Here is a 26,379-nt window from a genome sequence, read left to right as displayed (position 1 = left end):
GGCATTGCACTGGAAGTCACTCTAGGGAGAGCGGGAGAGAAATGAAATTACAACCGATTACATGGGGTGCGCGCCGCCCCGGATCTCGAAGGGGTAGTCGCCCAGGCGCACGTTGCCGCGCCGCCGCTCGACCAGTGGCGGCTCGCCCAGGCTGGCCGGCAGCGCATTGAGGATCTGGTGCTTGGCGCGGAAGATCTGGATGTTCACGTAAGAAGGCTCCACGCCCAGCATGCGCGAGAGGTCGTCCAGCCCGATCCAGCCCTGGCTTTGCGGTGGAACGCCGCGTTGCGCGTCCTGCTGGCGCACCCGCGCGAGCGTGACCAAGGTGTAGTGGTGGATGCGCTCGCCCAGCGACACCGACTTGCCGTCGGCCAGCAGGCTGAGGCTGGTGTGCTCCTCATCCTGGCTGACGTCGAAATGCAGCGCGACATCCGCCGTCTTCGGCGCCGACGAGGCGACGACGTTCTCCGATGTCGACTCCAGGTCGTCGCACAGCACGAACTCCCACGCGCCGCGCGAGGTGCTGACCATGGCGCCGTCGTTCAGGTGCTCGATGCCGTCGATGTGCTCGAGCATCCAGCGCCCCTCGTGGAAATACACGTTCACCTCGGGCTGCTGGGCGTCGGGCAACAGGGTTTCGCGCGGGTTGAGCGCCACGGGCGAACCGTGTCCCTGGCCCGGGAACAGGCAGGTGACGGGCGGCGCCAGGTCCTGCACGATCCAGGCCGATTCGTCGCCCAGGCCCATGCGCACCTCGGCGCCCACGCTCAGGGCGGTCCAGCGGCCGTTCGGCAGGCGTACCCCGTCCAGGGTGGTGCCGTTGCGGCTCTGGTCGACGATTTCCCAGGCCAGGCTGTTCCAGCGGACCAATGCATGGACCTGCGACACATCGGGCGCCTTGAGCACGGTCTGGCAGGCCGACGGACGGCGGCCGAACGCATGGACGGGGCGCAGCACGATGGAGCGGCCGTCTCGCTTGTTCCTGAAGAGAGCCATACCCTGTATTTTCGCTCGCCCGCTCAGACGTACAGCGCCTGGGGGTTGAGATCGGCTTCCTGCAGGGGCGCGTTGCGCCACCCCATCGCCACGGGCACGCCGTAGAGACGCTGGTTGCCCAGCTCGGGCCAGATGTGGCACAGGCCCGGCACCACGACCTTGACCGTGCGCAGCGGAATGTCCGGGCGCGAGTGGTCGAGCACGATCGTCTCCAGGCCCAGGCCGGTGGCGATGCCCACGCACCGCGCAATCTCCCCGGCGATGTCGCGCCGCGCACCGGCGTCGGGCGACGGATGCAGCGGTATGGCGCCGCCCTCTTCCATCGGCACGAGGAATGCCGGCGCCTCGTGCGCGCCGTCGGCGCCGGGCACCGGGAAGGTCTTGCCCGCCGCGATCAGCTGGCTCATTTCGGTGAGCGCGCGCTCGCAGGCCAGCATGCGGTCCGGACTGCAGCCGAAGCCGACGGCCCATTCGCCGGTCTGCCGGTGCCGCCCCACCGCCGCGACCACCGGAATGCCGAAGTCGTGCGTGATGTCGAGCACCCAGTGCGCCCACTGCAGCCCCCATGTGCGCGACAGGCGCAGGCGGGTGGCGACCGGCATGCCGTCCAGGTCGATGGCAGGCCGGCGGACCCGGTCGTACCACCAGATGGCGGCGGCATCGCGCTCCACCAGTTCGAGGAAGCCCTGCAGGATGGCCTCCTCGAGCGTGTTCCCGGCAGCGCAGCCGTTCGATGTCCAGGTGACGTGGTACTGGCTTTCGGCGGGCGCATGGGCGTGGCAGAAGGCCAGCGGCAGATAGCAGCGCGCATCGGCGGTCAGCGACCACGCGGGCACCCACCAGGCCGGCTCCGGTCCGGCGTCGGCCGCAGCCACGGCGTGCGGCGGCTTCTCGGTGCCGAATTGCGACTTCTGGTACTCGCTGAAGTGCGCCAGCGCGGTCGGCGGAATGCAGCGCGCGTCCAGGTCCGCGGCGGGCGCGATGACCGTGGCTTCGTCGCCCTGGTAGAAAGCGGCGTAGCGCTCCACCGCCTCGCACATCGCGCTGGCACGTGACTGCGCCGCCGACATGCCCTTGCCCAGGCAGGTCTGCACCCAGGCGCCGGGGGCCGGGTCGCCGAGTGTCTGCGGGGTCTTGAAGATCTCGCTGCGGTAGACCGTCAGCATGTCGTCGGACTCTGCATTCAGGGACCTAACCCGCGCGATCACGCCGCACAGGGGCCCGACATGGCGCGACAGGCGCTCGACCGTGGCCGAAGCCGGCACGGTGCGCCAGCCGCCGTCGGCGCCGGCGACAGGTCCGCCGGGCGCCGGCGCGATGCGCTCGCGCTGCAGCAGCGCCATGAGCCCCGGGTTTCCGCACTGCGGGCATTGAGGGCGCGCGGCCACGGGGTTTCTTTCGAGCGGATCGAGCGTCCATACCGCCTGCGCCTCGCCGGGCGGTGCGACCAGCATCTGCCGCGCCTTGACGAGCAGCCCGTCCAGCCGTTCGGCCACCAGGCTGGCGCCCGCGCGCACCGGCGGCCCGCTGTCCAGGTCGCCATGCCGCGCCCGCCACCAGGCGCGCGCCGGCCGGTTGCGCAGCCAGCGGTGCGCAAGGCAATGCCAGCAGGCCGGCGCCTCGCCTTCGCTTCCGCCGGCACGCGGCGTGAACAGCGGGCCGACCATGGCCTGCTCGCCCGCCGGCTTCACCAGCAACCACGGCTGTCCCTTTGCGCGCTGCCGGGCATCGATGGCGCCCAGCCGGGGGTCCAGGTAGTCGTCGCAGTACACGATCGTGAGGCCGGGGCCATCGCCCGCCCCATATTCCGCGCCATCGAGCGCCTCGGCCAGCGCCTGGCCCCAGCGCATCGCCGCGCCGCGGCCCACCGCGTCCGTCAGCGAGATGGCCTCGACACGGACCGTGACCGCCATGGGCGTGTGCGGCGCCGAGAAATCGGGCAGCAGGTAGGCCTCGCCGCCGCGCAGCATCACCGGGCGCACCAGGCCCTGCCGCAGCAAGGCGCCAAGCGCATGCAGCATCTCGGCGAGCAGCGCGCCGGCACCCGCGTCCCTGCAGTGCGTCGCCAGGCTCACGCCTTCGCGCAGCACGCGCTCGAGCGCCATGACACCGGGAGAGCCGAGCACCAGCAGCTCGTTCTCGCTCAGCAGCAGCAGGCGGTCGCGCAGCACCGCCGGCGGCAGGTATTTCTCGTGCCACTGGAAGACGTCACCGAACAGGTCGGGCGCGGCGGCGTCACGCATCGTCTTGCGAGCCCAATGCGAGGCGGACGACGGCGTAGGGCCGCGCGCCCGTGGTGGCATGGAACGCGGTCTCGAACAGCAAGTGCTGCTGCGAGAACTGCGCATAAGGATGTTCCTCGGACATCACCCGGATCGACGGATGAATGCGCGCGAGTCCGGCTGCGTCCTCGAAGCCCGACACCACCGGCAGCTGCATGCCGCCCACCTGCATCGGAAGCCGCGCGAGCGCCGGATGCACGTGGTCGAGCACGACGAAGCACGGCGGGCCGCCGCGCGCGAACCGCTCGGCCAACCGGCGCAGCACGGCCTCCAGCGGCGCCTGCGGCAGGTAGGGGCAGACGCCCTCCAGCATCACCAGCACCGGCCGGTCGCCCGGCAGGCCTGCAGTGTCGAGCCACGCGGCATCGAGGAGCGAGCAGGCCAGGTTGTCTTCTTCCTCGGCGCGGGGCATGCATTGCTCGCGCAGGGAAATGGCATCAGGCAGGTCGACGTTCAGCCAGCGCGCGCCGGCCGCTGCAGCGCCGGCACCCGCGGCCAGCCGGCTGCGGCGCGTGCACAGGCCCGCGCCCAGCGAGATGCACAGGCCCGTCGGATGGGCCGCGAGAAACTCCGCCGCGTACCGGTCGAACAGCAGCGCGCGCACCACCACGCCGCGCACGAAGGCGGCGTCCGCCGCGTAGCCCGACAGGTCGAGGGGCAGCGCCGCCGCAATGCGGCGCGCCTGCGGATCGTCGAACGCCGGCATGTCCGCCATGCCGCCGGCGCGCGCACGCGCGGCCAGCGTCAGCAGCAGCGTGGCCGTGGCGCCCTGCAGCGCCTGGGTCGGCGGTTGCGTCTGCACCGGCGCGACGGCAAGCTCAGCAGGTGAACGGATAGGCGCTGCCCGTGTTGTTGTACGAGGTCAGCGCGATCGCCCACATGTCCTTTTCTTCGGGCGCGCTCGGGTAGTTCAGCCGGATGCTGTTCTTGATGGGCGAGCCGTCCGGGTTCGTCTGGTTCCACTGGCCGGCGGCGGCGTCCCAGGTGAACGCCGAGTTGGTCGCGAAGCGGATCTCGAAGTTGAACGGGTTGTTGTAGCCCAGCCATTGGCTCAGCACATTGGCCTTGTCGGCGCCGTCGTCGCGGGTGAGTTCCGCGTGGAACTCGGGCGACTGCCATGCGAGCGCGATGGCGCGCAGCACCACGCCGCCGAAGGCCAGCAGCGAATCGGGGCCGCCGCCGGGAATGCCCAGGCCCGTGGGCAGGCCGCCGCCGAGCAGGCCCGGTGTCACTTCGGACGCTTCGAACTGGGCGGAGGAGCCCATGAAGTTGGGGAACTGCTGGTAGTAGGCAGCCAGGGCCTCGGAGGCGTTCGACGCCGGCGCCTGCGGCAGCACGATGACGAAGGCGTCGTCGGGGCCGATCCAGCCGGCCGTGAGCATGGGCTTCCACTCGGCGCGCTGGTGCGGGTCGGCGCTCTGGTAGAGCGAGATGTCGAGCTGCGGCCACAGCGTCGGCAGGCCGAAATCGCGGTGCAGCAGCGGCTGGATGTCGCGCTGCTCGAGCAGTTCGCGGCGGTAGGCGTCGTCCTGCCACGATCGGGCGATGCCGCGCAGGTAGGCGAGGCGGAATTCGAGCAACGGGTCGGCGTTCTGGCGCTGGAGGGTCATGGTGGCTTCAATCCTTGGGTTCAAGTGATGTGCGCATGCACGGGCGTGCGCACGGACAGTTCCGGCCGCAGGGCGGCCAGCTCCTTCAAGCGTCCGGCAACGTCGTGCACGGCGGGTGCCAGTGCCTGCAACGCCACCAGGGCTTCGGCTTCGGTTCGGTGTTTCCCGCTCACGCGCGCGACCAGCGCCGCCTGCGAGAAACACGCCTGCACGGTGGCGCTGTCGGCACCCGCGGCCTGCAGGTAGCGGGCTTTCTTCAGGTGCAGTTCGGCGCTGTAGAGCCGCTCTTCGAGCACGTCCACCAGGCGCAGGCACTCGTCGATGCGCTCGGCCGCCTCGGCCCAGCGCTGGTTGGCCGCCAGCGTCTCCGCGGCGAAGGCGCGGTAATAGCTCTGGCAATAGCGGCAGCCCATGCCCCACAGCGCCTCCACGGCGCCATCGGCGCGCGCGATGTCGCTCGCCTCGCCGCTGGCCCAGCAGCGGATGATTTCCGCGTAGCCGGTGAACGCCGGCAGGCCGTAGCGCGCCGTGATGTCGAGCAGCTCGCCGGTGCTCGCGAGCGCCCGGGCCCGGTCGCCGCGGGCCTGGTGGCCCAGGCTCTGGTAGAGCAGCGCCATGCTCAGCGAAGGAATGTGCGACATCTCGCGCGCCAGGCGCACGGCGGTGGTCGCGTCGTTGCGCGCGGCCTCGTCGTGGCCCGCGAACCAGCGCACCAGCGCGCGCCCGGTGGTGGCCCACACCCGCGTGTCGAAACCGAACTCGGCCGCGTGGTGCGCGTGGGCGACGGGGTCGTAGCGATCGATGGCATCGCTCAGCGCCTGTTCGGCCAGGTCGAAGCGACCTTCGGAATAGTGCGATAGCCCGAGGTAGGTCTGCGCCGCGACGAGCACGCCCTGGTCCTGCTGCTGCGTCGCATGGTCGAGCAGCCGGTGGCTCAGGCGGTGCACTTCGCCGCGGTTGCTCGCGACGTGGTGGTAGGTGATGAGGGCCCACAGGTGCTGCACCTGCTTGTCGCGCGCGACGGTGTCGTCCAGCAGGTCCTGCGACAGCGCGATGCGCTCCACCACCTGCTCATGGGCCCAGCCGTACTTGTTCATCATCGCCTGCGTGACGTAGCTGTTCACGTCGAGCCGGGCCTCGCGCTGGGCGGTGCCGCCGAGCTGCGCCATCCAGCTGTCGATGTGCCGGGCGTAGGCGATGGTTTCATCGTTCAGCGAGCGCACTTGGGTGATGCGCAGTTGCTGCACCGCATGCACGATGGCCTGCGCATGGTCGCCGGCATCGGCCCAGTGCTGCGCCACGCCGCCGGGCTCGGCGGCCACGCGCTGCGGATAGCGCTGCATCAGCGTCTGCGCCACGTCGCGGTGCTGCTGGCGGCGCTGCGCCACCAGCATGCATTCGTAGGCCGTGTCGCGGATCAACGCGTGGCGGAACATGTAGGCGCCCGCGCCCGCGCGGTCGTCGGGCATGACCAGCTCCGCCTCGCGCAGCACGGCCATGTCGGCATCCACCGCGTCGCGCGCGCGGCCCGAGCAGGCGCACAGCAGGTCGATCTCGAACTGGCGCCCGATGGTGGCCGCGAGCTGCAGCAGGTTCTTGAGCGGGCCGAGCCGGTCGAAGCGGCTGACCAGCGAGTCGCGCAGCGTGACCGGAATCGCGGCCGGCTGCATCGTGTCGCGAAAGCCCCAGACGCCGTCACTCTCGACCAGGTAGGCGTCGAGCAGCATGCGCGCCATTTCCTGCACGAACAGCGGCACGCCATCGGTGCGCTCCACCACGTTGCGGATCACGCCGGCGGTGACCACGCGCGGCGCCAGTGCCCGCCGCGCCAGCTCCGCGGCCTGCGCGTCCTCGAGCCGGCGCACGTCGATGCACTCGGCCTCGAGCGCCTGCGGCGGCGTCCATTCGGGCCGCGCCGTGAGCACCAGCAGCACGCGGCGGTGCGGCAGCTGCGCGCTGAGCTGTTCGACGAACTCGATGCTCGTGGGGTCGGCCCAGTGCACGTCCTCGAGCACGAGCAGCAGCGGCGCGGACTCGGCCATGTGCAGCAGCCACTGCGCCATCGACGACAGCAGCAGCGCCTTCTGCATCGGGGGAGAAATGCGGCTGGGCTCGCAGTTGCCCAGCGGCAGCGAGAGCCACGCGCAGAAGATGGGCAGCACCGCGTCCTCGTCGCAGCCGGCGCCGCGCAGGATCTCGCGCAGCCATTCGCGGCGGCCGTCCGGCGAGGTGTCGGGGGCCGCGTCGAGCCGCTGGCGCAGCAGGTTCAGGAATGGCGTGAGCGCGTTGTTGCGGTTCTCCGGCTGGCACTGCGCGCCGACGGTGCGCAGCCCTTCGGCCAGCACATGCGCGCGCAAGGTGTCGGCCAGGCAGGACTTGCCGATGCCCGGCTCGCCGCGAATCCACACGGCGCTGCCGTGGTCCTGCCGCGCCCGGGTCCATGCGGCGCGCAGGCGCTCCAGTTCGGCCTCGCGGCCGACGCACACGGCCTGCGCCGCGGCGTCCGGCGACGGGTCTGGCAGCAGCGGCGCCTGCCGGTCGACATTGAGCTGGTAGGTCTGGATGCCCGCGGACTGGCCCGGCAGGCTCACGTTGGCGACCTTGTCGAAGTGCGCGTAGCGGCCCAGCAGGCGGTGGCTGCTTTCGCTCGCGAGCAGGGTGCCCGTCTCGGCCACGGCTTCGAGCCGCATCGCCACGTTGACGGCATGGCCTGAAGGCACTTCGCCGTTGGCCACCACGGCCATGCCGGTGTGCATGCCCATGCGGATGCCCAGGTGCACGCCGTGCGCCTGCGCGACGGCGGCGGCGCGGCGGCGGCTCAGCGCCATCAGCTCCAACGCCGTCATGCTGGCCTGCCGTGCGTCGGTGTCGCTGGCATGCGGATAGCCGAACAGCACGATCATGCGGTCGCCGAGCGTGCCGGCGAGCAGGCCGCCGCGGCGGGTGGCGGTCTCCGCGAACAGCGCGAGCTCGTCGCGCTGCAGCAGTTCGATGTCCTCGATGTCGGAGGGCAGCGCGTCGTGCGTCTCGGCGCCGTCCGCATCGGTGTCGGGCCACACCGAGACGCTGCAGCACAGCACGGTGAGCTGCCGCTTCTCGGAGAACACGCGGGTGGTGGCCACGGTGCGCGTGAGCGTTTCATGCTGCGCCTGCCGGGTCGAGCGCAGCACGCCCACGAGGTCCTCGAGCCGCAGGCGCGTGAGTTCGGCCAGCAGCGTGGCAGCGGAATCGGCGCGCTCCGCGGCCTTCTTCCTGAGCGCCTTGCGCAGCAGCGCTGCCACCGGGTGCTCCACGATCTCGGGGGGCAGCGGAATTTCCTGCGGGCTCAATTGCCGGTGCAGGATTTCCGCCGCCGACGCCCCCTGCACGGCGGGTGCGCCGGTCAGGCATTCGAGGAACATCAGGCCCCAGGCGTAGAGGTCGGTGCGGATGCTCGGCGGCTCGCCGCGCAGTTGCTCGGGCGCGCTGTAGGCCGGCGTTCCCAGGCTCTCCTCCGTCATCGTGAGCGCGGGGAACTGCAGGCCGGTGCGCTGGGGAATGACGGTGCCGATGCCGAAGTCGAGCACCTTCGCGTGCGGCACGGCGCCGGTGAGGGTCACCATCACGTTGTCGGGCTTGAGGTCGCGGTGGACGATGCCGGCCGCATGCGCGCAGTCGAGTGCGTCCAGCACCTCGGCCATGAGGCGGCCGGTCTCGGAGGCCGTCAGCGCGCCCTGGCGGCGAATGAGGCTGGTGAGCGTTTCGCCCGGCACGTATTCGAAGACGCCGTAGACGCAATCGCCCTGCTCGCCCTTGTCGAGCAACTGGACGATGTGCGGGTGATGCAGCGCGGCGCACAGCCGCGTCTCGCGATGGAAGCGGGCCACGCGCCGGTTGCCCGCCTGCAGCTTCACGACCTTGATCGCGACCTGTGCGCCCGTGCTCTGCTGGCGCGCGCGGTACACCGTGCCGTAGCCGCCGGCGCCCAGTGCCTCCAGAAGTTCATAGCCGGGAATGTCCAGCGGGATCGGCGCGGGTTGGGACGCTGCTGCTTGAGTGGGGTTGGTGACGGCATCCTGCATTTCAGCCTCGTCTGTGGATCTTTGGCGGTCCTCCTGAAGGCGCTTGGCGCCCGATCCACCTTTCAGCAGACCGGTGCTGCGACACCGATTGTTACTCTAGCTGAAGGCAAGGATTTTCCTCACGGAATGGCGTGAAAGAAGATCCGGGCAGTGGCAGGCAGATAACAATTCAGGAGTTAAGTCTCATTTTGTAACACATAAGCGCTCACTTCTTAACGGATTTACTTTTTATTTGCCGGCGGCATTGCTGTTCGAGCGAGTCGTCCCCCGCCGAGCCGGTCCACATACGACAACGGGCCACCCTTTTCTAGGGGTGGCCCGTGAATCCGTCAGCGCGCTGCTGCGTTACTTCTTGTCGCCGCCCGGCACCTTGCCTTCCACGCCCTTGACGTAGAAGTTGATGCCAGAGAGGAATTTGTCGTCGGCCACGGCGTCCTTGGCGACCAGTTCCTTGCCGTCCTGGCCGAGGATCGGCCCCTTCCAGATCACGAAGCTGCCGTCCTTCAGGCCCTTCTTGACTTCATCGACCTTGGCCTTGGCTTCGGCCGGCACGTCCTCGGCGATCGACACGAGGTCGATGGCGCCTTCCTTCACGCCCCACCACGACTGGCCGGTGGTCCACTTGCCGTCCAGCGCTTCCTGGGTGGCCTTCACGTAGTACGGGGTCCAGTTGATGACGGCGGAGGCCAGGTGGGCCTTGGGACCGTAGGCGGTCATGTCGGAGTCCCAGCCGAACGCGCGCTTGCCCTTTTCCTGCGCGGTCTTGAGCACGGCCGGCGAGTCGGTGTTCTGGAACAGCACGTCGGCGCCGCCGTTGATCAGCGCGGTGGCGGCTTCGGTTTCCTTCGGCGGGCTGAACCACTCGTTCACCCACACGACCTTGGTCGTGATCTTCGGGTTCACCGACTGCGCGCCCAGCGTGAAGCTGTTGATGTTGCGCAGCACTTCGGGGATCGGCACCGAGCCGACCACGCCCAGGGTGTTGCTCTTGGTCATGGCACCGGCGATGACGCCGGCCATGTACGCGCCTTCGTACGTGCGGCTGTCGTAGGTGCGCATGTTTTCCGACGTCTTGTAGCCGGTGGCGTGCTCGAACTTCACGTCCTTGCTGTCGGCCGCGACCTTGAGCATGGGCTCCATGTAGCCGAAGGTGGTGCCGAAGATCAGTTTGTTGCCCTGGCTCACGAAGTCGCGGAACACGCGCTCGGCGTCCGCGCCTTCGGGCACGCTTTCAACGAAGGTGGTCTTGATCTTGTCGCCGAATTCCTTTTCGAGCGCCTTGCGGGCGTTGTCGTGCGCGAACGACCAGCCGCCGTCGCCCACCGGACCGACATAGGCGAACGCGATGTTCAGCGGCGCTGCCGGTGCCGGCGCCGGGGCGGCCGCCACGGGAGCCGGGGCCGCGGGTGCGGCGGCCGGTGCTGCGGCTTCTTCTTTCTTGCCGCAGCCGATCAGGGCGGCCGAAGCGACCGCGGTGAAGGCAGCCAGCTTGAGCAGGGAGCGCTTGTTCAGATCATTCATTGTCGGAAATCCTCAAAAAGGACGGGTTGGCGGGAAAACGAAAACGCGATTATGAGCCGGGGTAGAACGGTTTCCCGATGGACGCCGGCATGTTGGCGCGGATGAACGCGGGGTTGCGCGAGATCAGCGCCAGCACCACGATCGGCGCGATGTACTGCAGCATGCTGAGGAACTGCGCGGGCACGTCGACACCGCTGCTCTGCAGGTGGAAGCCCAGCATCGAGACGCCGCCGAACAGGTAAGCGCCCAGCAGCACGCGAACCGGCCGCCAGGTCGCGAAGGTGGTGAGCGCCAGCGCGATCCAGCCGCGGCCCGCCACCATGCCCTCGACCCACAGCGGCGTGTACACCGTCGAGAGGTACGCGCCCGCCAGCCCGCACAGCGCACCGCCCGCGATCACCGCCAGGAAGCGGATGCGCCGCACCGGGTAGCCCAGCGCATGCGCCGACTCTGGCGATTCGCCGACCGAGCGCAGCACCAGGCCGGCGCGCGTGCGGTACAGGAACCAGATCAGCCCGGCGGTCAGCGCCATCGCGGCATACACCATCGGGTGATGGCGAAACAGCGCCGGGCCGACGAGGGGAAGGTCGCCCAGCACGGGAATCGCGTAGGACGCGCTTTCCGGCAGCTTGGCCTGCACGAAGTTGATGCCGGCGAAGGCCGAGAAGCCCACGCCGAACAGGCTCAGCGCGAGCCCGGTCGCGTACTGGTTGGTGTTGAGCCAGATCACCAGCACGCCGAAGAAGGCGGCAAGCAGGGCCCCCGCCGCCATGCCGGCCAGAAAGCCGAGCCACGGGTTGTGCGTGGTGACGACCGTCGCGAAGCCCGCGATGGCGGCGCACAGCATCATGCCCTCGGCACCGAGGTTGACGATGCCGGCCTTCTCGTTGATGAGCAGGCCCAGCGCCGCGATGGCGAGCACCGTACCGGCGCTCAGCGTCGAGCCGAGCAGGAGTGCGTAGCTTTCCATGTCAGAGGGCTCCCTCGTTCGGGCGCGCGACGGGCGCGGTGATGGGTGTGCTGGCCTGCAGCGAGGCGGTGGTCATGCCGGAGGCGGCCTTGGCGGCCGCCTTGCGGCGGATGCGGTAGGCGATGAGCGTGTCGCAGGCCAGCAGCGTGAACAGCAGCAGGCCCTGGAACACGCCGGTGAGCGACTTCGGCAGGCCCAGGCGCGACTGCGCCAGTTCGCCGCCGATGTAGAACATGCTCATGAGGATGGCCGAGAAGATCATGCCCACCGGATGCAGCCGCCCGACGAAGGCCACGATGATGGCCGCGAAGCCGTAGCCCGCCGGCACGTACGGCGTGAGCTGCCCGAGCGGGCCGGCCACTTCGAGCGCGCCGGCCAGGCCGGCCGCGCCGCCCGAGGTCAGCAGCGCGATCCACACCGCGCGGCGGGCCGAGAAGCCCGCGTAGCGCGAGGCCGCCGGCGCCAGACCGCCGACCTGCTGCGCAAAGCCCGCGCGCGTGCGGAACAGGAACACCCACAGCGCCCCAGCCCCGACCAGCGCGATGACCAGCCCGATGCTCACGCGCGAGCCCTTGAACAGGCGCGGGATCTGCGTGACCGCCTCGAAGGTCTTGGTCTGCGGAAAGTTGTAGCCGTTCGGGTCTTTCCACGGGCCGAAGACCATGTAGCCCAGCAGCAGCGTGGCCACGTAGACCAGCATCAGGCTCACCAGGATCTCGTTGGCGTTGCACTTGTCGCGCAGCAACGCGACGATGCCCGCCCACACCATGCCGCCGAGGATGCCCGCGGCCAGGATGGCCACCACGATCCACTGTCCGGTGGTCTTGTCGGCCAGCAGCGCGACGCCGCCCGCCGCGATGGCGCCGAACACGAACTGCCCTTCGGCGCCGATGTTCCACACGTTCGAGCGGAAGCACACGGCCAGCCCCAGCGCGATGATGAGCAGCGGCGTGGCCTTGACCATCAGCTCGCCGATGGCGTAGCCGTTCTTGATGGGCTCGTAGAAGAACACCAGCAGGCCCTTGACCGGGTCCTTGCCGAGTGCGGCGAACAGCGCCACGCCGATCAGCACGGTGATCAGCAGCGCCAGGATCGGCGAGGCATAGCTCCAGAAGCGCGACAGCTCCGGGCGGGGTTCGAGCTTAAGCATGGGCTGCCTCCGTGTCCTTGTGCCCTTGCCACAGGCCGCTCATCCATTCGCCGATCTGCGGCAGCGTGGCCGCCGCGCGGTCGACGGACGGCGACAGCCGCCCCTTGGCGATCACGTGCAGCCGGTCGCTGATCTCGAACAGCTCGTCGAGTTCCTCGCTGACCACCAGCACGGCGCAGCCGGCATCGCGCAGCGCGAGGATCTCGCCGCGGATCAGCGCGGCGGCGCCCACGTCCACGCCCCAGGTCGGCTGCGAGACGATGAAGAGCCTGGGATTGGCGTCGATCTCGCGGCCAACGATGAATTTCTGCAGGTTGCCGCCCGACAGCGAGCGCGCCGCCGCATGCGGGCCGCCCGCCTTGACGTTGAAACGCTCGATGATCGAGCGCGCATGGCGCTCGAGCGCGCCGGTGCGGATCCAGCCGCCCCGCCCGACCGCATTGCTGCGCGTGAGCAGGAGGTTGTGCGCGAGCCCCAGCGTGGGCACCGCGCCGCGGCCCAGCCGTTCCTCGGGCACGAAATGCAGGCCCAGGGCGCGCCGCGCGCGCGGTCGCAGCCTGCCCGCCGGCTTGTCGAACACGCGGACCATCGCGGCCTCGGCGCGCACGTCCTCGCCCGACAAGGTGTAGAGCAGTTCCTTTTGCCCGTTGCCCGAGACGCCCGCGATGCCGACCACTTCGCCCGCGCGCACTTCGAAGGAAATGCCGTCGAGGTCCACGCCGAACTGGTCCTCGCGCGCCAGCGACAGCCGCTCGACGCGCAGCGCCACGGCGCCCGCGTGCACCGGCCGGTGCTTCAGCGGCGGCGGCTCGCTGCCGATCATCAGCCGCGAGAGCGACTCGTTGCTCTCGTTCTGCGGGTTGCACACCCCCGTCACCTTGCCGCCGCGCAGCACGGTGCAGGCGGTGCACAGCTCGCGGATCTCGTGCAGCTTGTGGCTGATATAGAGAATGCTGCAGCCCTCCGACGACAGCTTCTTGAGCACCTGGAACAGCTTGAGCACGGCCTGCGGCGTGAGCACCGATGTCGGCTCGTCGAGGATCAGCAGCTTGGGGTTGGTGAGCAGCGCGCGGATGATCTCCACCCGCTGCATCTCGCCCACCGACAGCGTGTGCACCGGTCGCGAGGGGTCGATGTCCAGGCCGTACTCGCTCGCCTTGGCCGTGATGCTGCGCGCCACCTCGGCCAGCTGCAGCGACTTGTCCAGCCCCAGCCAGACGTTCTCGGCCACGGTGAGCGTGTCGAACAGGCTGAAATGCTGGAACACCATGCTGATGCCCAGCGCCCTCGCCTGCTGGGGGTTGCGCAGGTTGACGGCCTGGCCGTCGAAGGTGACGGTGCCTTCGTCGGGCTTGACCGACCCGTAGATGATCTTCATCAGGGTCGACTTGCCGGCGCCGTTCTCGCCGAGCACGGCGTGGATTTCGCCGGGCTGCACGGCCAGGGTGATGTCGCTGTTGGCCACCACCGCGGGATACCGCTTGGTGATGTGCGCGAGCTGGAGTCTGGGGGTTGTCATGCCGGGTTTCGTGGGTTTGTCTCGTTCAACAGCAACAAAGCGGAAGCAGCTATAAGTTTAATAGCGGCTCCCGCGACCATCGGCGCCCGACGGCGCTTTGCTCAGTTCACGGCGTCAATGCCCGCCGATATAGGCGAACTTGAACAGGAACACGGCGGCGATGACCCAGACCATCGCATGCACTTCCCGTGCCCGGCCGGTGCACAGCTTCAGCACGGCATAGGTGATGAAGCCGAAGGCCAGGCCGTTGGCGATCGAGTAGGTGAAGGGCATCGTCAGCGCGGTGACGGCGGCCGGGATCACCTCGGTGGTGTCTTCCCAGTCGAGCTCGACCAGGTCGCGCAGCATCAGGCAGCCCACGAAGAGCAGCGCCGGTGCCGTGGCATACGCCGGCACCGAGCCCGCCAGCGGCGAGATCATCAGGCAGGCGAGGAACAGCAGCGCCACCACCACGGCCGTGAGGCCGGTACGCCCACCGGCCTGCACCCCCGCCGCGCTTTCCACGTAGGCCGTGGTGCTCGAGGTGCCGAGCAGCGAGCCCGCGAAGATCGCGCCGCTGTCGGCCAGCAGCGCCTTATTCATGCGCTCCATCTTGCCCGGCACCAGCAGGCCGGCGCGCTTGGCCACGCCCATCAGCGTGCCGGTCGCGTCGAACATCTCGACCAGGAAGAAAACCAGCACCACGTTCAGGATGCCGCCCTTGAGCGCGCCCATGATGTCCAGCTGCATGAAGGTGGGCGCGATCGAAGGCGGCGCGTCGAACACGCCGTGGAACTTGTTGCCGCCGAAGAAGAACGACAGCACCGTCACCGTGACGATGCCGATCAGGATCGCGCCGCGCACCTTGAGCTTGTCCAGCGCCACGATGATCAGGAAGCCCAGCGTGGCCAGGATCACCGGCGCCGAGTGCAGGTCGCCCAGCGTGACGAAGGTGGCCGGCGACGCCGCGACCACGCCGGCGCTCTTGAGCGCGATGAGCGCCAGGAACATGCCGATGCCCACGGTGATCGCCGTTCGCAAGGACTGCGGTATGCCCTGTATGAAAAGCTCCCGCAATCCGGTGACCGTCACGATCAGGAACAGGCAGCCCGAGATGAACACCGCGCCCAGCGCGACCTGCCACGTGTAGCCCATGCCCAGCACCACCACGTAGGCGAAATAGGCGTTCAGGCCCATGCCCGGCGCCATCGCGATCGGGTAGTTGGCATACAGGCCCATGATGAGCGTGCCCAGCGCCGCGATCAGGCAGGTGGCCACGAACACCGCACCCTTGGGCATGCCCGCGTCCCCCAGGATCGAGGGGTTCACGAAGATGATGTAGGCCATCGTCAGGAAGGTGGTGAGCCCCGCGATGACCTCGGTGCGCACGGTGGTGTTGTGCGCGCTGAGCTTGAACACCCGTTCAAGCAGGCCCGAGCCGCTTGCGCTGCCCACAGCCGCGCGCGGACGCGCGGACTCGACATGCCCCGGCGCGCGGGGCTCGGCGCCTTTGGGCGCCTGTTCAAACGAACTCATTTGCTTGTCTCCAGCTGTTGTAGTGGCGGTTTTCATCGTTGCCCCGCTCACGACGCCAGCGCGAACGGGGATCTCTCAGGGATCGGATGTCTCGGGGGCGGCGGGCGGCCGCGCGGCCATGGAGGGTGGCGGGCGCAGCGACGCCGCCACGTCCTTGATGCATTCGCGCAGCCAACGCGCCGAACTCGACGAATGGGTGCGTTCGTGCCAGAGCTGGTAGTACATGAGGCGCGGCAGCGCCACCGGGCATTCGAGGATCGCCAGCGGCAGCCGCGCCGCGAAGCGCTCGCAGTACTGTCGCCCGGTGGTCAGCACCAGCAGGCTGGAGGCCACCATGTCGGGAATGAGCCCGAAGTGCGCGCAGCGCGCCGTGATGTTGCGCTGCCGGCCCAGCTCGTCGAGCATCTGGTCGATGATGCCGCGCCCGCCCGGGTGCATGGGCGTGGGCGCGATGTGTTCCGCCGCCAGCCAGGTCTCCAGGTCCCAGCCGCGGCGCACCGCCGGATGGTCCTTGTTGACCAGCGACACCACCTCGTCGCCGAACAGCCGCGCCATGTGCAGGTCTTCCGGCGGCTTGAGCCAGTTGCCGATCACCAGGTCGACCTGGCCGAGCGCCAGGTGGCCGTGGTAGTCCGAGTCGGGCGTGAGCGCATGGATCTCGATCTGGCACAGCGGTGCGTCGCGTTTGACCTGCGCCACCAGCATCGGCAGGAACAGCGGGTCCATGTAGTCGCTGGCGGCGATGCGGAAGGTGGTGGCGGCCGACTGCGGATCGAAGCCGCGCGCGTCGGAGAACAGCATCTCGGCCGCGCGCAGGATGCTGGCCGCAGGCTCGATCATGCGCAGCCCCGCATCGGTCGGTACCATGCCCGAGCCCGAGCGCACCAGCAGCGGATCGCCCGACAGCTCGCGCAGGCGCTTGAGCGCGGCCGAGACGGCCGGCTGGTACATGCCCAGCCGAATGGCGGCGCGCGAGACGCTGCGGTCGGTCAGCACGGTGTGAAGCACCCGGATGAGGTGCAGATCGATCTTGTCGAAAAGCGCCTGGTCACGCATGGCACTCGCCCCCGGTGTTCGCGCACTTCGTGTCGCTTCGCCCACCCCCTGCCGGGGGCGACACCCGCGGCTCGGCAAAGCCGGTTCCGCGGAGTTTCGCGAATGGAATCGGGACGTGTGGCATGGGGAGGACTTTGGACATGCGCCAAAGTCTACGAGTGACTATGCGGACTGGACAGCGGTGACGGCGCGAAGAATCGACTCGCTGGTCGCCGGCGCCTTCAGCGGCGGATCGACCTTGTGGTCACCCGCGGCCGACACCGCGTCGCGGATCGCGAAGAACACCGAGAACGGCAGCAGGAGGGGCGGCTCGCCCACGGCCTTGCTGCGGTGGATCGAGTCCTCGAAGTTCTGGCCTTCGAACAGGCGCACGTTGAACACGGGCGGGCAGTCGTTGGCGGTCGGGATCTTGTAGGTACTGGGCGCGTGCGTGGTGAGCTTGCCGCTTTGCGGATGCCATACCAGCTCCTCGGTGGTGAGCCAGCCCATCCCCTGGATGAAGGCGCCCTCGACCTGGCCGATGTCCACCGCCGGGTTCAGCGACTTGCCCGCGTCGTGCAGGATGTCGGCGCGCAGCAGCTTCCATTCGCCGGTGAGCGTGTCGACGATCACCTCGCTCACCGCCGCGCCGTAGGCGTAGTAGTAGAACGGGCGGCCCTGCATCTTGTCCTTGTCCCAGCTCAGGCCGGGGGTGGCGTAGAAGCCGTCGGACCACAGCTGCTTGCGGTCGAGGTAGGCCTCGCCCACCACGGTGCTGAAGGCCAGCGTCTTGCCGTTGACCTCGACCTTGTCGTTCGCGAAGCGCACCTCGGCGGCCGTGCCGCCGTGGCGCTCGGCCGCGCAGTCGGCCAGGCGCTCGCGGATCTGGCGCGCCGCGTCCTGCGCGGCCTTGCCGTTCAGGTCGGCACCGGTCGATGCGGCCGTGGCCGAGGTGTTGGCCACCTTGGTGGTGTCGGTCGCGGTGACGCGTACGCGCTCGAAGCTCACGCCCAGCTCGTGCGCCACCACCTGCGCCACCTTGGTGTTCAGGCCCTGCCCCATCTCGGTCCCGCCGTGGTTCACGAGGATCGAGCCGTCGGTGTATACATGCACCAGCGCGCCGGCCTGGTTGAAGTGCTTCACGTTGAACGAGATGCCGAACTTCAGCGGCGCCAGCGCCAGCCCGCGCTTGAGCACCACGCTCTTCTTGTTGAAGGCCGCGATGTCCTCGCGCCGCGCGCGGTAGTCGCTGCTGGCTTCGAGTTCGGCCACGAGTTCGTGGACGATGTTGTCGGTCACTGTCTGGCGGTACGGGGTGACGTTGTTCTCCGTCTTGCCGTAGAAGTTGACGCGCCGCACGTCCAGCGGATCGCGCTGGAGCTCGCGGGCCACCGAATCCAGGATGTTCTCGATGGCAATGGCGCCCTGCGGGCCGCCGAAGCCGCGAAACGCGGTGTTGCTCTGCGTGTTGGTCTTGCCCGAGAAGCCGTGCATGGCCACGTTGGGCAGCCAGTAGGCATTGTCGAAGTGGCACAGCGCACGCGTCATCACGGGGCCCGACAGGTCGGCCGAGTGGCCGGCGCGCGAGACCATGGTGATCTCGGCGCCGAGGATGCGGCCCTCGTCGTCGTAGCCCACCTCGTATTCGTACCAGAAGCAGTGGCGACGGCCGGTGACCATGAAGTCGTCGTCGCGGTCCAGCCGCAGCTTCACCGGGCGCTGCAGCTGGCGCGCCGCGATGGCCGCCACGCAGGCGAACAGCGCCGACTGCGATTCCTTGCCGCCGAAGCCGCCGCCCATGCGCCGGCATTCGACATGCACTTCGTTCGACTGCAGGTGCAGCGCATGCGCCACCAGGTGCTGCATTTCGCTGGGGTGCTGCGTCGAGCAGTGGATTTGCAGCGCGCCGCCTTCCTTGGGAATGGCGTAGCTGATCTGCCCCTCGAGATAGAACTGCTCCTGCCCGCCCACGTCGAGCGTGGACTTGTGGCGGCGCGGCGCCTTCGCGATGGCGGCGCGCACGGCGGCCTCGTCGCCTTCGTTGGCACCGCCGCCGCTGCGCACGATGTGCATCGGCGGCACCACGTACTGGCCACGCTCGTGGGCGGCCTGCGGCGTGAGCACGGGCGGCTGCGCCTCGATAGTCAGCGCGTCCTTGGCCTTGGCGGCGGCGCGGCGCGCGGCGTCGCGGGTCTCTGCGATCACCGCGAACACGGGCTGGCCGAGGTAGCGGATCTCGCCGCCGTCGTTCACGGGCAGCAGGATCGGGTCGTCGTGAATGATCGAGCCGCAGTCGTTGGTGCCCGGAATGTCGTCGGCCGTGATGACCGCGACCACGCCCGGCATGGCGCGGATGGCATCCAGCGACAGCGCGGTGACGCGGCCGTTGGCCGCCGGCGACAGGCCCAGCGCGCAGTGCAGCGTGCCGGCGAGCTCGGGAATGTCGTCGATGTAGGTGGCCTCGCCGGCCACGTGCAGGTGCGCCGACTCGTGCGGGCGGCTGATGCCCACGCGCATGCCGCGCTCGTGCGCCAGCGCTTCGGCGCCCACGTCGATGCGCGCGGCGGTGTTGGTCAGGTAGTCGGCAAAGGCCTCGGCGGGTTGCAGCAGGCGGGCGTCGATGGGTTTGTTCATGGTCAGACTCCTGCGGCGGTGGCGGGGGTCGCGTGGGGCATCACGCTCCAGACGCTGGTTTCTTCCAGCGACAGGGCGTCTTCGGCGCGGGTTTCGAGCCAGAGGCGTTGAATGAGGTTCTGGGCGACCTGCAGCCGGTAGTCGGCCGAGGCGCGCATGTCCGACAGCGGCTTGAAATCCTGCGCGAGCGCGAGCTTGGCGGTGGCGACGCTGGCCTGCGTCCACGGCTTGCCGAGCAGCGCGGCCTCGGCGTTCGTGGCGCGCTTGACGGTCGCGGCCATGCCGCCGAAGGCCAGGCGCACGGCCTTCACCGTGTCGCCGCCGGCTTCGAGTTCGATGGCGAAGCCCGCGCACAGCGCGGAGATGTCGCAGTCGAAGCGCTTGCTGATCTTGTAGGCGCGCACCTGGCGCTTCATGGCGGCGTGCGGAACGGCCAGCCCCTGCACGAACTCGCCCGGCTGCAGCTGGTTCTTCATGTAGTCCAGATAGAAGTCGGGCAGCGGCATGCGGCGCACCACGTCGCCGCGGCGCAGCTCGATCTGCGCATCGAGCGACATCAGCACCGGCGGCGAATCGCCGATGGGCGAGCCGTTGGCCACGTTGCCGCCCATGGTGCCGGCATGGCGGATGGGCGGCGAGGCGAAGCGCAGCCACACCTCGGCCAGGCTGGGCACGCGCTCGACCAGCGCGCCGAAGGCCGCCTCCAGCGAGGCGCCGGCGCCGATGTAGAGCTCGCCGCCGTTGTCAGGGCGGTCCTCGATGGCCTTCATCTCGGCCACGTCGCCCACGTAGATGATGTCGCCGAGGTCGCGGAACTGCTTGTTGACCCACAAGCCGACATCGGTCGAGCCGGCCAGCAGCTGGGCGCGGGGCTTCCGCTCGCGCAGGGCGGCCAGCTGGGCCAGGGTCCTGGGGGCGTGGAAGTGGTCCATGCGCGCGCCGAGCGGGGCGGCGTAGCTCAGCGCCGCGCCGTCGTCGCGCAAGGCGGTGAGCGCAGCCACCACGGGCCTGGTGTCCAGGCGCACCGAAGGCAGGTCGAACATGCGCTGGCCGGCGTCCAGGATCGGGCGGTAGCCGGTGCAGCGGCACAGGTTGCCCGACAGGTCGTCGGCCAGCTGCTGGCGGGTGGGCTGCGTGCCCCCGGCCTGGTGGTGTTCGTAGGTGGCCCACAGCGACATCACGAAGCCGGGCGTGCAGAAGCCGCACTGGGAGCCGTGGCAGTCGACCATGGCCTGCTGCACCGGGTGCAGCGTGTGCACCGCGTGCTTGCCGTCCTTGGCCTTCTCGGTCCTGTGGGGCGCGGCCTGGCACTGGGCCTTGAGGTCCTCGACCGTGAACAGGGCCTTGCCGTGCAGGGTGGGCAGGAACTGGATGCATGCGTTGACGGTCTGCAGGCTCAGGCCGTCCACCGCGCCCGGCGCCTGGGGATCGGTGGCCAGTTCTCCGATGACGACGGTGCAGGCACCGCAGTCACCTTCGTTGCAGCCTTCCTTGGTGCCGGTGCAGCGGGCGTCCTCGCGCAGCCAGTCGAGCACGGAACGGGTCGGGTGGACGCCGGTGACGTCGACGATCTTTCCGCGATGGAAGAAGCGGATCGGTTGAATCTTGCTGCTGTCGGTGCTCATGCTTTTGGGGCTCGTGGGGGACCCGTCAGGGGTCAGTCATGGACGTTAGCGGCTTGTCGGGGGTCTTGCATACGGGCAGCCCCATAACGCGTATGTGGGGGCCGGTATGCCACGTACGGGGAAACCCTGGCGCGGGAGCTGCAATTCCCGGGCCAAGCACGGCCCGGGCTGCGCTCAGCCCCGCGCAATGGCCGCCCAGGCGGTGGCGATCAGCGTCGAGCCCGCCGCCGCGAGCAGGCCGCCGACCAGCCACTTGAGCGTGCGCGGCTTGAGCTTGTTGGGCAGGCGATGGTGCAGGCGCGTCGCGCCGTAGACCACCGGCATCGCGCAGCCGGCCAAGAGCGCGGAATACCAGGAGAAATGCCCCGTCGGCACCACGATCACCAGCCGCACGAGCGAGTTGAACCCGAACATCAGCAGCAGCGCGCGGCGCACCAGCTCGCGGTCCAGCGGCTGGCGGTACATGTGGAACACGATGGGCGGCCCGGAGCTGGAGAACAGTCCGCCCAGCACGCCCGACAGCCCGCCGATCACGGCAAAGCTGCGCGGGCCCGACACCGCCGGCAGCGGCCGGCCCTGCATCACCAGCAGCACGGCGCAGCCCAGGATCGACACCCCCAGCAGCCCGCGCAGCCAGTTGACCGCGCCGCCGCTGAGCCAGGTCAGCAGCATGAGACCCACGATCACGCCCACCGTGCTGCCGTTGAGCGCCGGCTTCATGAGCCGCCACGGCACCACGCCAGGCCGGGCACGGAAATAGGTCCATGCGTTCAGGAGGCTCAGCACCGTCGCGGCGTTGGCCGTGTCGCTCACGCTGGCGACGTGGAACACCGACACCAGGCCCAGCAGGATCAGGCTGAATGCAAAACCCGTGAGGTTCTGCGCGTAAGTGGCGAGCGCGACGCAGGCCATGAAGACCAGCACGGGGCCGGCCCCGGAAAGAATCAATTGCACAAACTCGGTCTCGATCTCGGTCTCAGCGCACCAGGTCCCAACCCATCATCAAGGCCGCGAATCCCATCAAGGCGGTGCCGCCCCACCCCAGCCAGCGGATGCGGCGCCCGGAGGTGAACACACCCATCACATTCTCGCGCGTCACGAGGATCATCATCGCCGCCATGATCGGCACCGCGACCACGCCGTTGATCACCGCGCTCCAGTAGAGCGCCTTCATGGGGTCGATGGGCGTGAAATCGAGCGCCGTGCCGACCAGCGTGGCCACCGCGATGATCCCGTAGAACTCCTTGGCTTCGCGCCAGTGCCGCTCCAGGCCCTCTTCCCAGCCGAAGGCCTCGGCCACCGCGTAGGCCGCCGAAGAAGCCAGCACGGGAACGGCCAGCAGCCCGGTGGCGATGATGCCGCCGGCGAACAGCCAGAAGGCGAAGTCGCCGGCCAGCGGGCGCAGCGCCTCGGCGGCCTGCGCGGCGGAGGTCACGTCATGCACGCCGGCCGCATACAGCACCGCCGCGCCCACGACCATCACGAAGAAGGCGATGAGGTTCGAGAAGGTCATGCCCAGCCAGGTGTCCAGCCGCACGCGCTTGAGGTCGCGCCGCACTTCCTGGTCGGTGCCCTTGCGGCCGCCCTTGAGCCGCAGTTCCTCGACCTCCTGCGATGCCTGCCAGAAGAACAGGTACGGGGAAATGGTGGTGCCCAGCAGCGCCACGATCATCATCCAGTAATCGCCGCGCCACTGCAGCTTGGGCACCACCAGGTCGTGCAACACCTGCGCCCAGTGCACCTGCACCACGAACACCGCCGCCACGTACGCGAACAGCGTGAGCGTCAGCCACTTGAGGATGTGGGCCAGCTTGCGGTAGGGCACGAACACCTGCAGCAGCACCGTCACCACCCCGAAGACCAGCGAATGGAAGTGCGCGCCGCCGCCCACCACCAGCTGCAACGCCTCGCCCATGGCGGCGATGTCGGCCGCGATGTTGATGGTGTTGGCCACCACCAGCAGCGACACCAGCACGATCAGGAAGCCGCGCGGCATGTGCTCGCGCAGGTTGGCCGCCACGCCCTTGCCGGTGACCCGGCCGATGCGCGCCGACACGAGCTGGATCGCCACCATGAAGGGCAGCGACAGGAACACGGTCCACAGCAGCCCGGTGCCGAACTGCGCCCCAGCCTGGGTGTAGGTCGCGATGCCGGACGGGTCGTCGTCGGCCGCGCCGGTGACGACGCCGGGGCCGACGTGGCGCAGGAATGAGGGAATGCGTTTCTTCATGTCAGGCCCATGGTGGCACGGCGAGCCTGACCACCGGATGAATGTCCGGCGGCAAGGAGCAAAAAGAGGCGAAGGCGGCTCATGACCGCTCGGAGAACAGCGCCACGATGACCTGGCGCAGCCAGCGGTTGCCGGGATCGGCCTCGAAGCGCTTGCTCCAGTGCAGCGACACCGTGAAGTCGCGCAGCGGAAACGAGGGCTCGACGATGGCGTAGCCGCCTTCTTCCGCAAAGCCGCGCGCAATGTTGCGCGGCATCACCACCGCCAGGTCGGTGGCGCGCACGATGGCCGGCAGCACCATGAAGTGCTCGGTGGTCAGGCGAACCCGGTCCTCCAGGTTCAGCAACTGCAGGATGCGCAGGGTGTCGGCATGCGTGCGCACCGTCACGTAGTCGAGCTCCTGCAGGGCCTCGAGCAGCGCCTGCCCGCTGCGCCGGCGCTTCAGGAAAGGATGGTCGCGGCGCAGCAGCACGATGTAGCGGTCGCGCAGCAGCTGGGCGCGCTGGGTGTCCTTCACGCGCGGCAGGAAGCCGAAGGCGAAATCGACCTTGCCGCTGTCGAGCGCGGTGGCGATCTCGCCCGCCGCCAGCGGCATGGTCTCGACGCGCACGCCCGGCGACAGCTCGCGCAGCCGCGCCATCAGCGCCGGCAGGAAGCGCCCCTCACCGATGTCGCTCATGTGGATGCGAAACAGCTTGCGCGAAGCCGCCGGATCGAAGCGCTCCGGCTCGGCCAGCGCCTGCTGCAGCGTGGCCAGCGCGGACTGCACTGACACCGCGAGCCGCTCGGCACGCGGCGTCGGCGCCACGCCGCCCGGAGTGCGGGTGAACAGCGCGTCGCCCAGCAGCAGCCGCAGCCGGGTCAGGCCGTGGCTGGCCGCCGGCTGCGTCAGGCCCAGGGCCTCGGCCGCGCGGCTCACGCTGCGGGATCTGTACACCGCATCGAAGAGCCGCAGCAGGTTCAGGTCGACCGCGTCGATATGCACTGGATTCATATTGGATAGCTGGCTTATTTTATTGAAGTATGGCGGCACCCCGACCACACTGCGGCACACCATAAAAAAGAGACACGATGGAAGTTTCATTCAGCAAGGAAGTCGAGATGCTGCGTCTCGGCGCCGGCGACACCTTTCACGGCGAGGGCATCCTCGCGATCACCAAGGGCCTGCTGCAGTCGGGCGTGGCCTATGTCGGCGGCTACCAGGGCGCGCCGGTGTCGCACCTGCTGGACGTGATGGTCCAGGGCAAGGCCTACATGGACGAGCTGGGCGTGCACGTGGAGGCCTGCTCCAACGAGGCCTCGGCCGCCGCGATGCTCGGCGCCTCCATCCACTACCCGCTGCGCGGCGCGGTCACCTGGAAATCCATCGTCGGCACCAACGTGGCGGCCGATGCGCTGTCGAACCTGTCGTCGCCGGGCGTCACGGGCGGCGTGCTGATCGTGGTGGGCGCGGACTACGGCGAGGGCGCCAGCGTGATCCAGGAGCGCACGCACGCCTATGCGCTGAAGTCGAGCATGTGCCTGCTCGACCCGCGCCCCGACCTCGGCGTGATGGTGCGCATGGTGGAGGAAGGCTTTCGCCTGTCGGAGAGCTCCAACATGCCATGCCTGATGGAGCTGCGCATCCGCACCTGCCACGTGCGCGGCAGCTTCGAGTGCAAGGACAACGTGGCGCCTGCCGTCTCCACCCGCGCGCTGATGACCGAGCCGGCCGGCTTCAACTACATGAAGCTCGCGCATCCGCCCGTCACCTTCCGCCACGAGAAGCTCAAGGGCGAGGAGCGCATTCCGGCGGCGCGGCGCTACATCGTCGAGCATGGCCTGAACGAGCTGATGCCCGGGCAACGCCACGCCGACCTCGGCATCGTGGTGCAGGGCGGCCTGTACAACGCGCTGATCCGCAGCCTGCAGCAGCAGGGGCTGGCCGATGCCTTCGGCGAGACCGACATCCCGATCCTCGTGCTGAACGTGACCTATCCGCTGGTGCCCGAGCAGGTGGCCGACTTCTGCGTGGGCAAGCGCGCGGTGCTGGTGGTGGAGGAAGGCCAGCCCGAATACATCGAGCAGGACATCGCCACGCTGCTGCGCCGGCGCGACATCCAGACGCCGCTGCACGGCAAGGACATGCTGCCGCCGGCGGGCGAGTACGGCGTGGAGGTGCTGTCGGGCGGCATCGGCGCCTTTGCCGCGAAGTACACCGGGGCGAGCGAAGCCTCGTCCTCCGCGCAGGCCTGGCTGGCCGGCAACCGCGAGCGCCGCGAGGCCGTGGCGCGCCGCCTGAGCGCGCCGCTGCCCAACCGGCCGCCGAGCTTCTGCATCGGCTGCCCGGAGCGGCCGGTGTTCTCGGCCCTCAAGCTCGCGCAGCAGGAAACCGGGCCGGTGCACATCGCGGCCGACATCGGCTGCCACGCCTTCGGCACCTTCGAGCCGTTCTCGATGGGCCACTCGATCCTGGGCTACGGCATGAGCCTGGCGAGCCGCGCGGGCGTGGCGCCGATGATGAACCGGCGCACCCTGTCGATCATGGGCGACGGCGGCTTCTGGCACAACGGGCTGCTCACCGGCGTGCAGAGCGCGCTGTTCAACGGCGACGACGCGGTGCTGCTGATCTTCAAGAACGGCTATACCTCGGCCACCGGCACGCAGGACATCATCTCGACGCCCGACGACGAGATCAAGGAGCGCGCCGTCGACAAGCAGCAGAGCCTGGTCGACAAGAACCAGACCATCGAGGCCACGCTGAAGGGCCTGGGCGTGCAGTGGATGCGCACCGTGACCACCTACGACGTGGAGCGCATGCGCAGGACGCTGACCGAGGCGCTCACCAGCGACTTCAACGGCCTGAAGGTGGTGATTGCCGAAGGCGAATGCCAGCTCGAGCGCCAGCGGCGCATCAAGCCCTGGATCGCGGGCCTGCTGCGCAAGGGCGAGCGCGTGGTGCGGGTGAAGTACGGCGTCGACGAGGACGTGTGCAACGGCGACCACGCCTGCATCCGCCTGTCGGGCTGCCCCACGCTCACGCTCAAGGACAACCCCGATCCGCTGAAGGTGGACCCGGTGGCCACCGTGATCGACGGCTGCGTGGGCTGCGGCCTGTGCGGCGCCAACGCGCATGCGGCCACGCTGTGCCCGAGCTTCTACCGGGCCGAGGTGGTGCAGAACCCCAAGTGGCATGAACGGCTGCTGCACGGCCTGCGCGGTGCGGTCGTGCGCGCGCTGCAGCCGGCGTGA

Annotated in this window: 17 protein-coding genes; 1 reads left to right on the top strand and 16 read right to left on the bottom strand. The window is 69.2% G+C overall.

Annotated elements, in window-relative coordinates; translation table 11 throughout:
* Window positions 1-57 precede the first annotated feature (57 nt).
* The 16 genes from C4F17_RS30370 to C4F17_RS30295 all read right to left on the bottom strand — a co-directional run bounded on the left by C4F17_RS30370 (window position 58) and on the right by C4F17_RS30295 (window position 24,142).
* Window positions 58-996: an FHA domain-containing protein gene (locus tag C4F17_RS30370; RefSeq protein WP_106938131.1), complete on the bottom strand. Its 939-nt coding sequence runs from the start codon at window positions 994-996 to the stop codon at window positions 58-60.
* A 23-nt stretch (window positions 997-1,019) separates the two neighbouring features.
* The gene (locus C4F17_RS30365) at window positions 1,020-3,239 is read right to left on the bottom strand and encodes a TOMM precursor leader peptide-binding protein (RefSeq protein ID WP_106938130.1); all 2,220 of its coding nucleotides are present in this window, start codon (window positions 3,237-3,239) and stop codon (window positions 1,020-1,022) included.
* Window positions 3,232-4,080 (bottom strand): class I SAM-dependent methyltransferase, encoded by an 849-nt coding sequence (locus C4F17_RS30360; RefSeq protein ID WP_234383040.1) that lies wholly within the window; start codon window positions 4,078-4,080, stop codon window positions 3,232-3,234. Before C4F17_RS30360 ends, C4F17_RS30365 begins: the two co-directional genes overlap by 8 nt.
* Window positions 4,081-4,096: 16 nt before the next feature.
* Window positions 4,097-4,888: a BMA_0021/BMA_0022 family TOMM bacteriocin gene (locus C4F17_RS30355; RefSeq protein ID WP_081268954.1), complete on the bottom strand. Its 792-nt coding sequence runs from the start codon at window positions 4,886-4,888 to the stop codon at window positions 4,097-4,099.
* A gap of 20 nt (window positions 4,889-4,908) precedes the next feature.
* On the bottom strand, window positions 4,909-8,949 hold the full coding sequence (locus C4F17_RS30350; RefSeq protein ID WP_106938129.1) for a TOMM system kinase/cyclase fusion protein: 4,041 nt from the start codon (window positions 8,947-8,949) through the stop codon (window positions 4,909-4,911).
* A gap of 345 nt (window positions 8,950-9,294) precedes the next feature.
* Window positions 9,295-10,470 (bottom strand): BMP family ABC transporter substrate-binding protein, encoded by a 1,176-nt coding sequence (locus C4F17_RS30345; protein WP_081268956.1) that lies wholly within the window; start codon window positions 10,468-10,470, stop codon window positions 9,295-9,297.
* Window positions 10,471-10,519: 49 nt separating this feature from the next.
* Window positions 10,520-11,440: an ABC transporter permease gene (locus C4F17_RS30340; protein WP_081268957.1), complete on the bottom strand. Its 921-nt coding sequence runs from the start codon at window positions 11,438-11,440 to the stop codon at window positions 10,520-10,522.
* Between the two features lies 1 nt (window position 11,441).
* Entirely contained in the window at window positions 11,442-12,590 is a 1,149-nt protein-coding gene (locus tag C4F17_RS30335) for an ABC transporter permease (RefSeq protein WP_106938128.1), read from the bottom strand.
* Window positions 12,583-14,109: an ABC transporter ATP-binding protein gene (locus tag C4F17_RS30330; protein WP_106938127.1), complete on the bottom strand. Its 1,527-nt coding sequence runs from the start codon at window positions 14,107-14,109 to the stop codon at window positions 12,583-12,585. Before C4F17_RS30330 ends, C4F17_RS30335 begins: the two co-directional genes overlap by 8 nt.
* Before the next feature lie 114 nt (window positions 14,110-14,223).
* Entirely contained in the window at window positions 14,224-15,624 is a 1,401-nt protein-coding gene (locus C4F17_RS30325) for an NCS2 family permease (RefSeq protein WP_081268960.1), read from the bottom strand.
* 75 nt (window positions 15,625-15,699) lie between these two features.
* Window positions 15,700-16,680, bottom strand: coding sequence for a LysR family transcriptional regulator (locus C4F17_RS30320; protein WP_081268961.1), 981 nt, complete (start codon window positions 16,678-16,680; stop codon window positions 15,700-15,702).
* Window positions 16,681-16,842: 162 nt separating this feature from the next.
* Window positions 16,843-19,293: a xanthine dehydrogenase molybdopterin binding subunit gene (gene xdhB / locus C4F17_RS30315; protein WP_106938126.1), complete on the bottom strand. Its 2,451-nt coding sequence runs from the start codon at window positions 19,291-19,293 to the stop codon at window positions 16,843-16,845.
* 2 nt (window positions 19,294-19,295) lie between these two features.
* Entirely contained in the window at window positions 19,296-20,918 is a 1,623-nt protein-coding gene (xdhA, locus tag C4F17_RS30310) for a xanthine dehydrogenase small subunit (RefSeq protein ID WP_106938125.1), read from the bottom strand.
* A gap of 174 nt (window positions 20,919-21,092) precedes the next feature.
* Window positions 21,093-21,872, bottom strand: coding sequence for a sulfite exporter TauE/SafE family protein (locus C4F17_RS30305; RefSeq protein ID WP_081268964.1), 780 nt, complete (start codon window positions 21,870-21,872; stop codon window positions 21,093-21,095).
* A gap of 22 nt (window positions 21,873-21,894) precedes the next feature.
* The gene (locus tag C4F17_RS30300; RefSeq protein WP_081268965.1) at window positions 21,895-23,148 is read right to left on the bottom strand and encodes an NRAMP family divalent metal transporter; all 1,254 of its coding nucleotides are present in this window, start codon (window positions 23,146-23,148) and stop codon (window positions 21,895-21,897) included.
* A gap of 79 nt (window positions 23,149-23,227) precedes the next feature.
* Entirely contained in the window at window positions 23,228-24,142 is a 915-nt protein-coding gene (locus tag C4F17_RS30295) for a LysR family transcriptional regulator (RefSeq protein WP_106938124.1), read from the bottom strand.
* A gap of 77 nt (window positions 24,143-24,219) precedes the next feature.
* On the opposite strand from C4F17_RS30295, the gene C4F17_RS30290 reads away from it, so the two are divergent.
* Complete coding sequence (locus C4F17_RS30290) at window positions 24,220-26,379, top strand: thiamine pyrophosphate-dependent enzyme (protein ID WP_106938123.1); 2,160 nt, start codon at window positions 24,220-24,222, stop codon at window positions 26,377-26,379.

This window comes from Variovorax sp. PMC12, from assembly GCF_003019815.1.
Taxonomy (GTDB): domain Bacteria; phylum Pseudomonadota; class Gammaproteobacteria; order Burkholderiales; family Burkholderiaceae_C; genus Variovorax.
The sequence above is the reverse complement of the archived record's forward strand: the minus strand, read 5'-3'. Positions and strand labels throughout refer to the sequence as shown.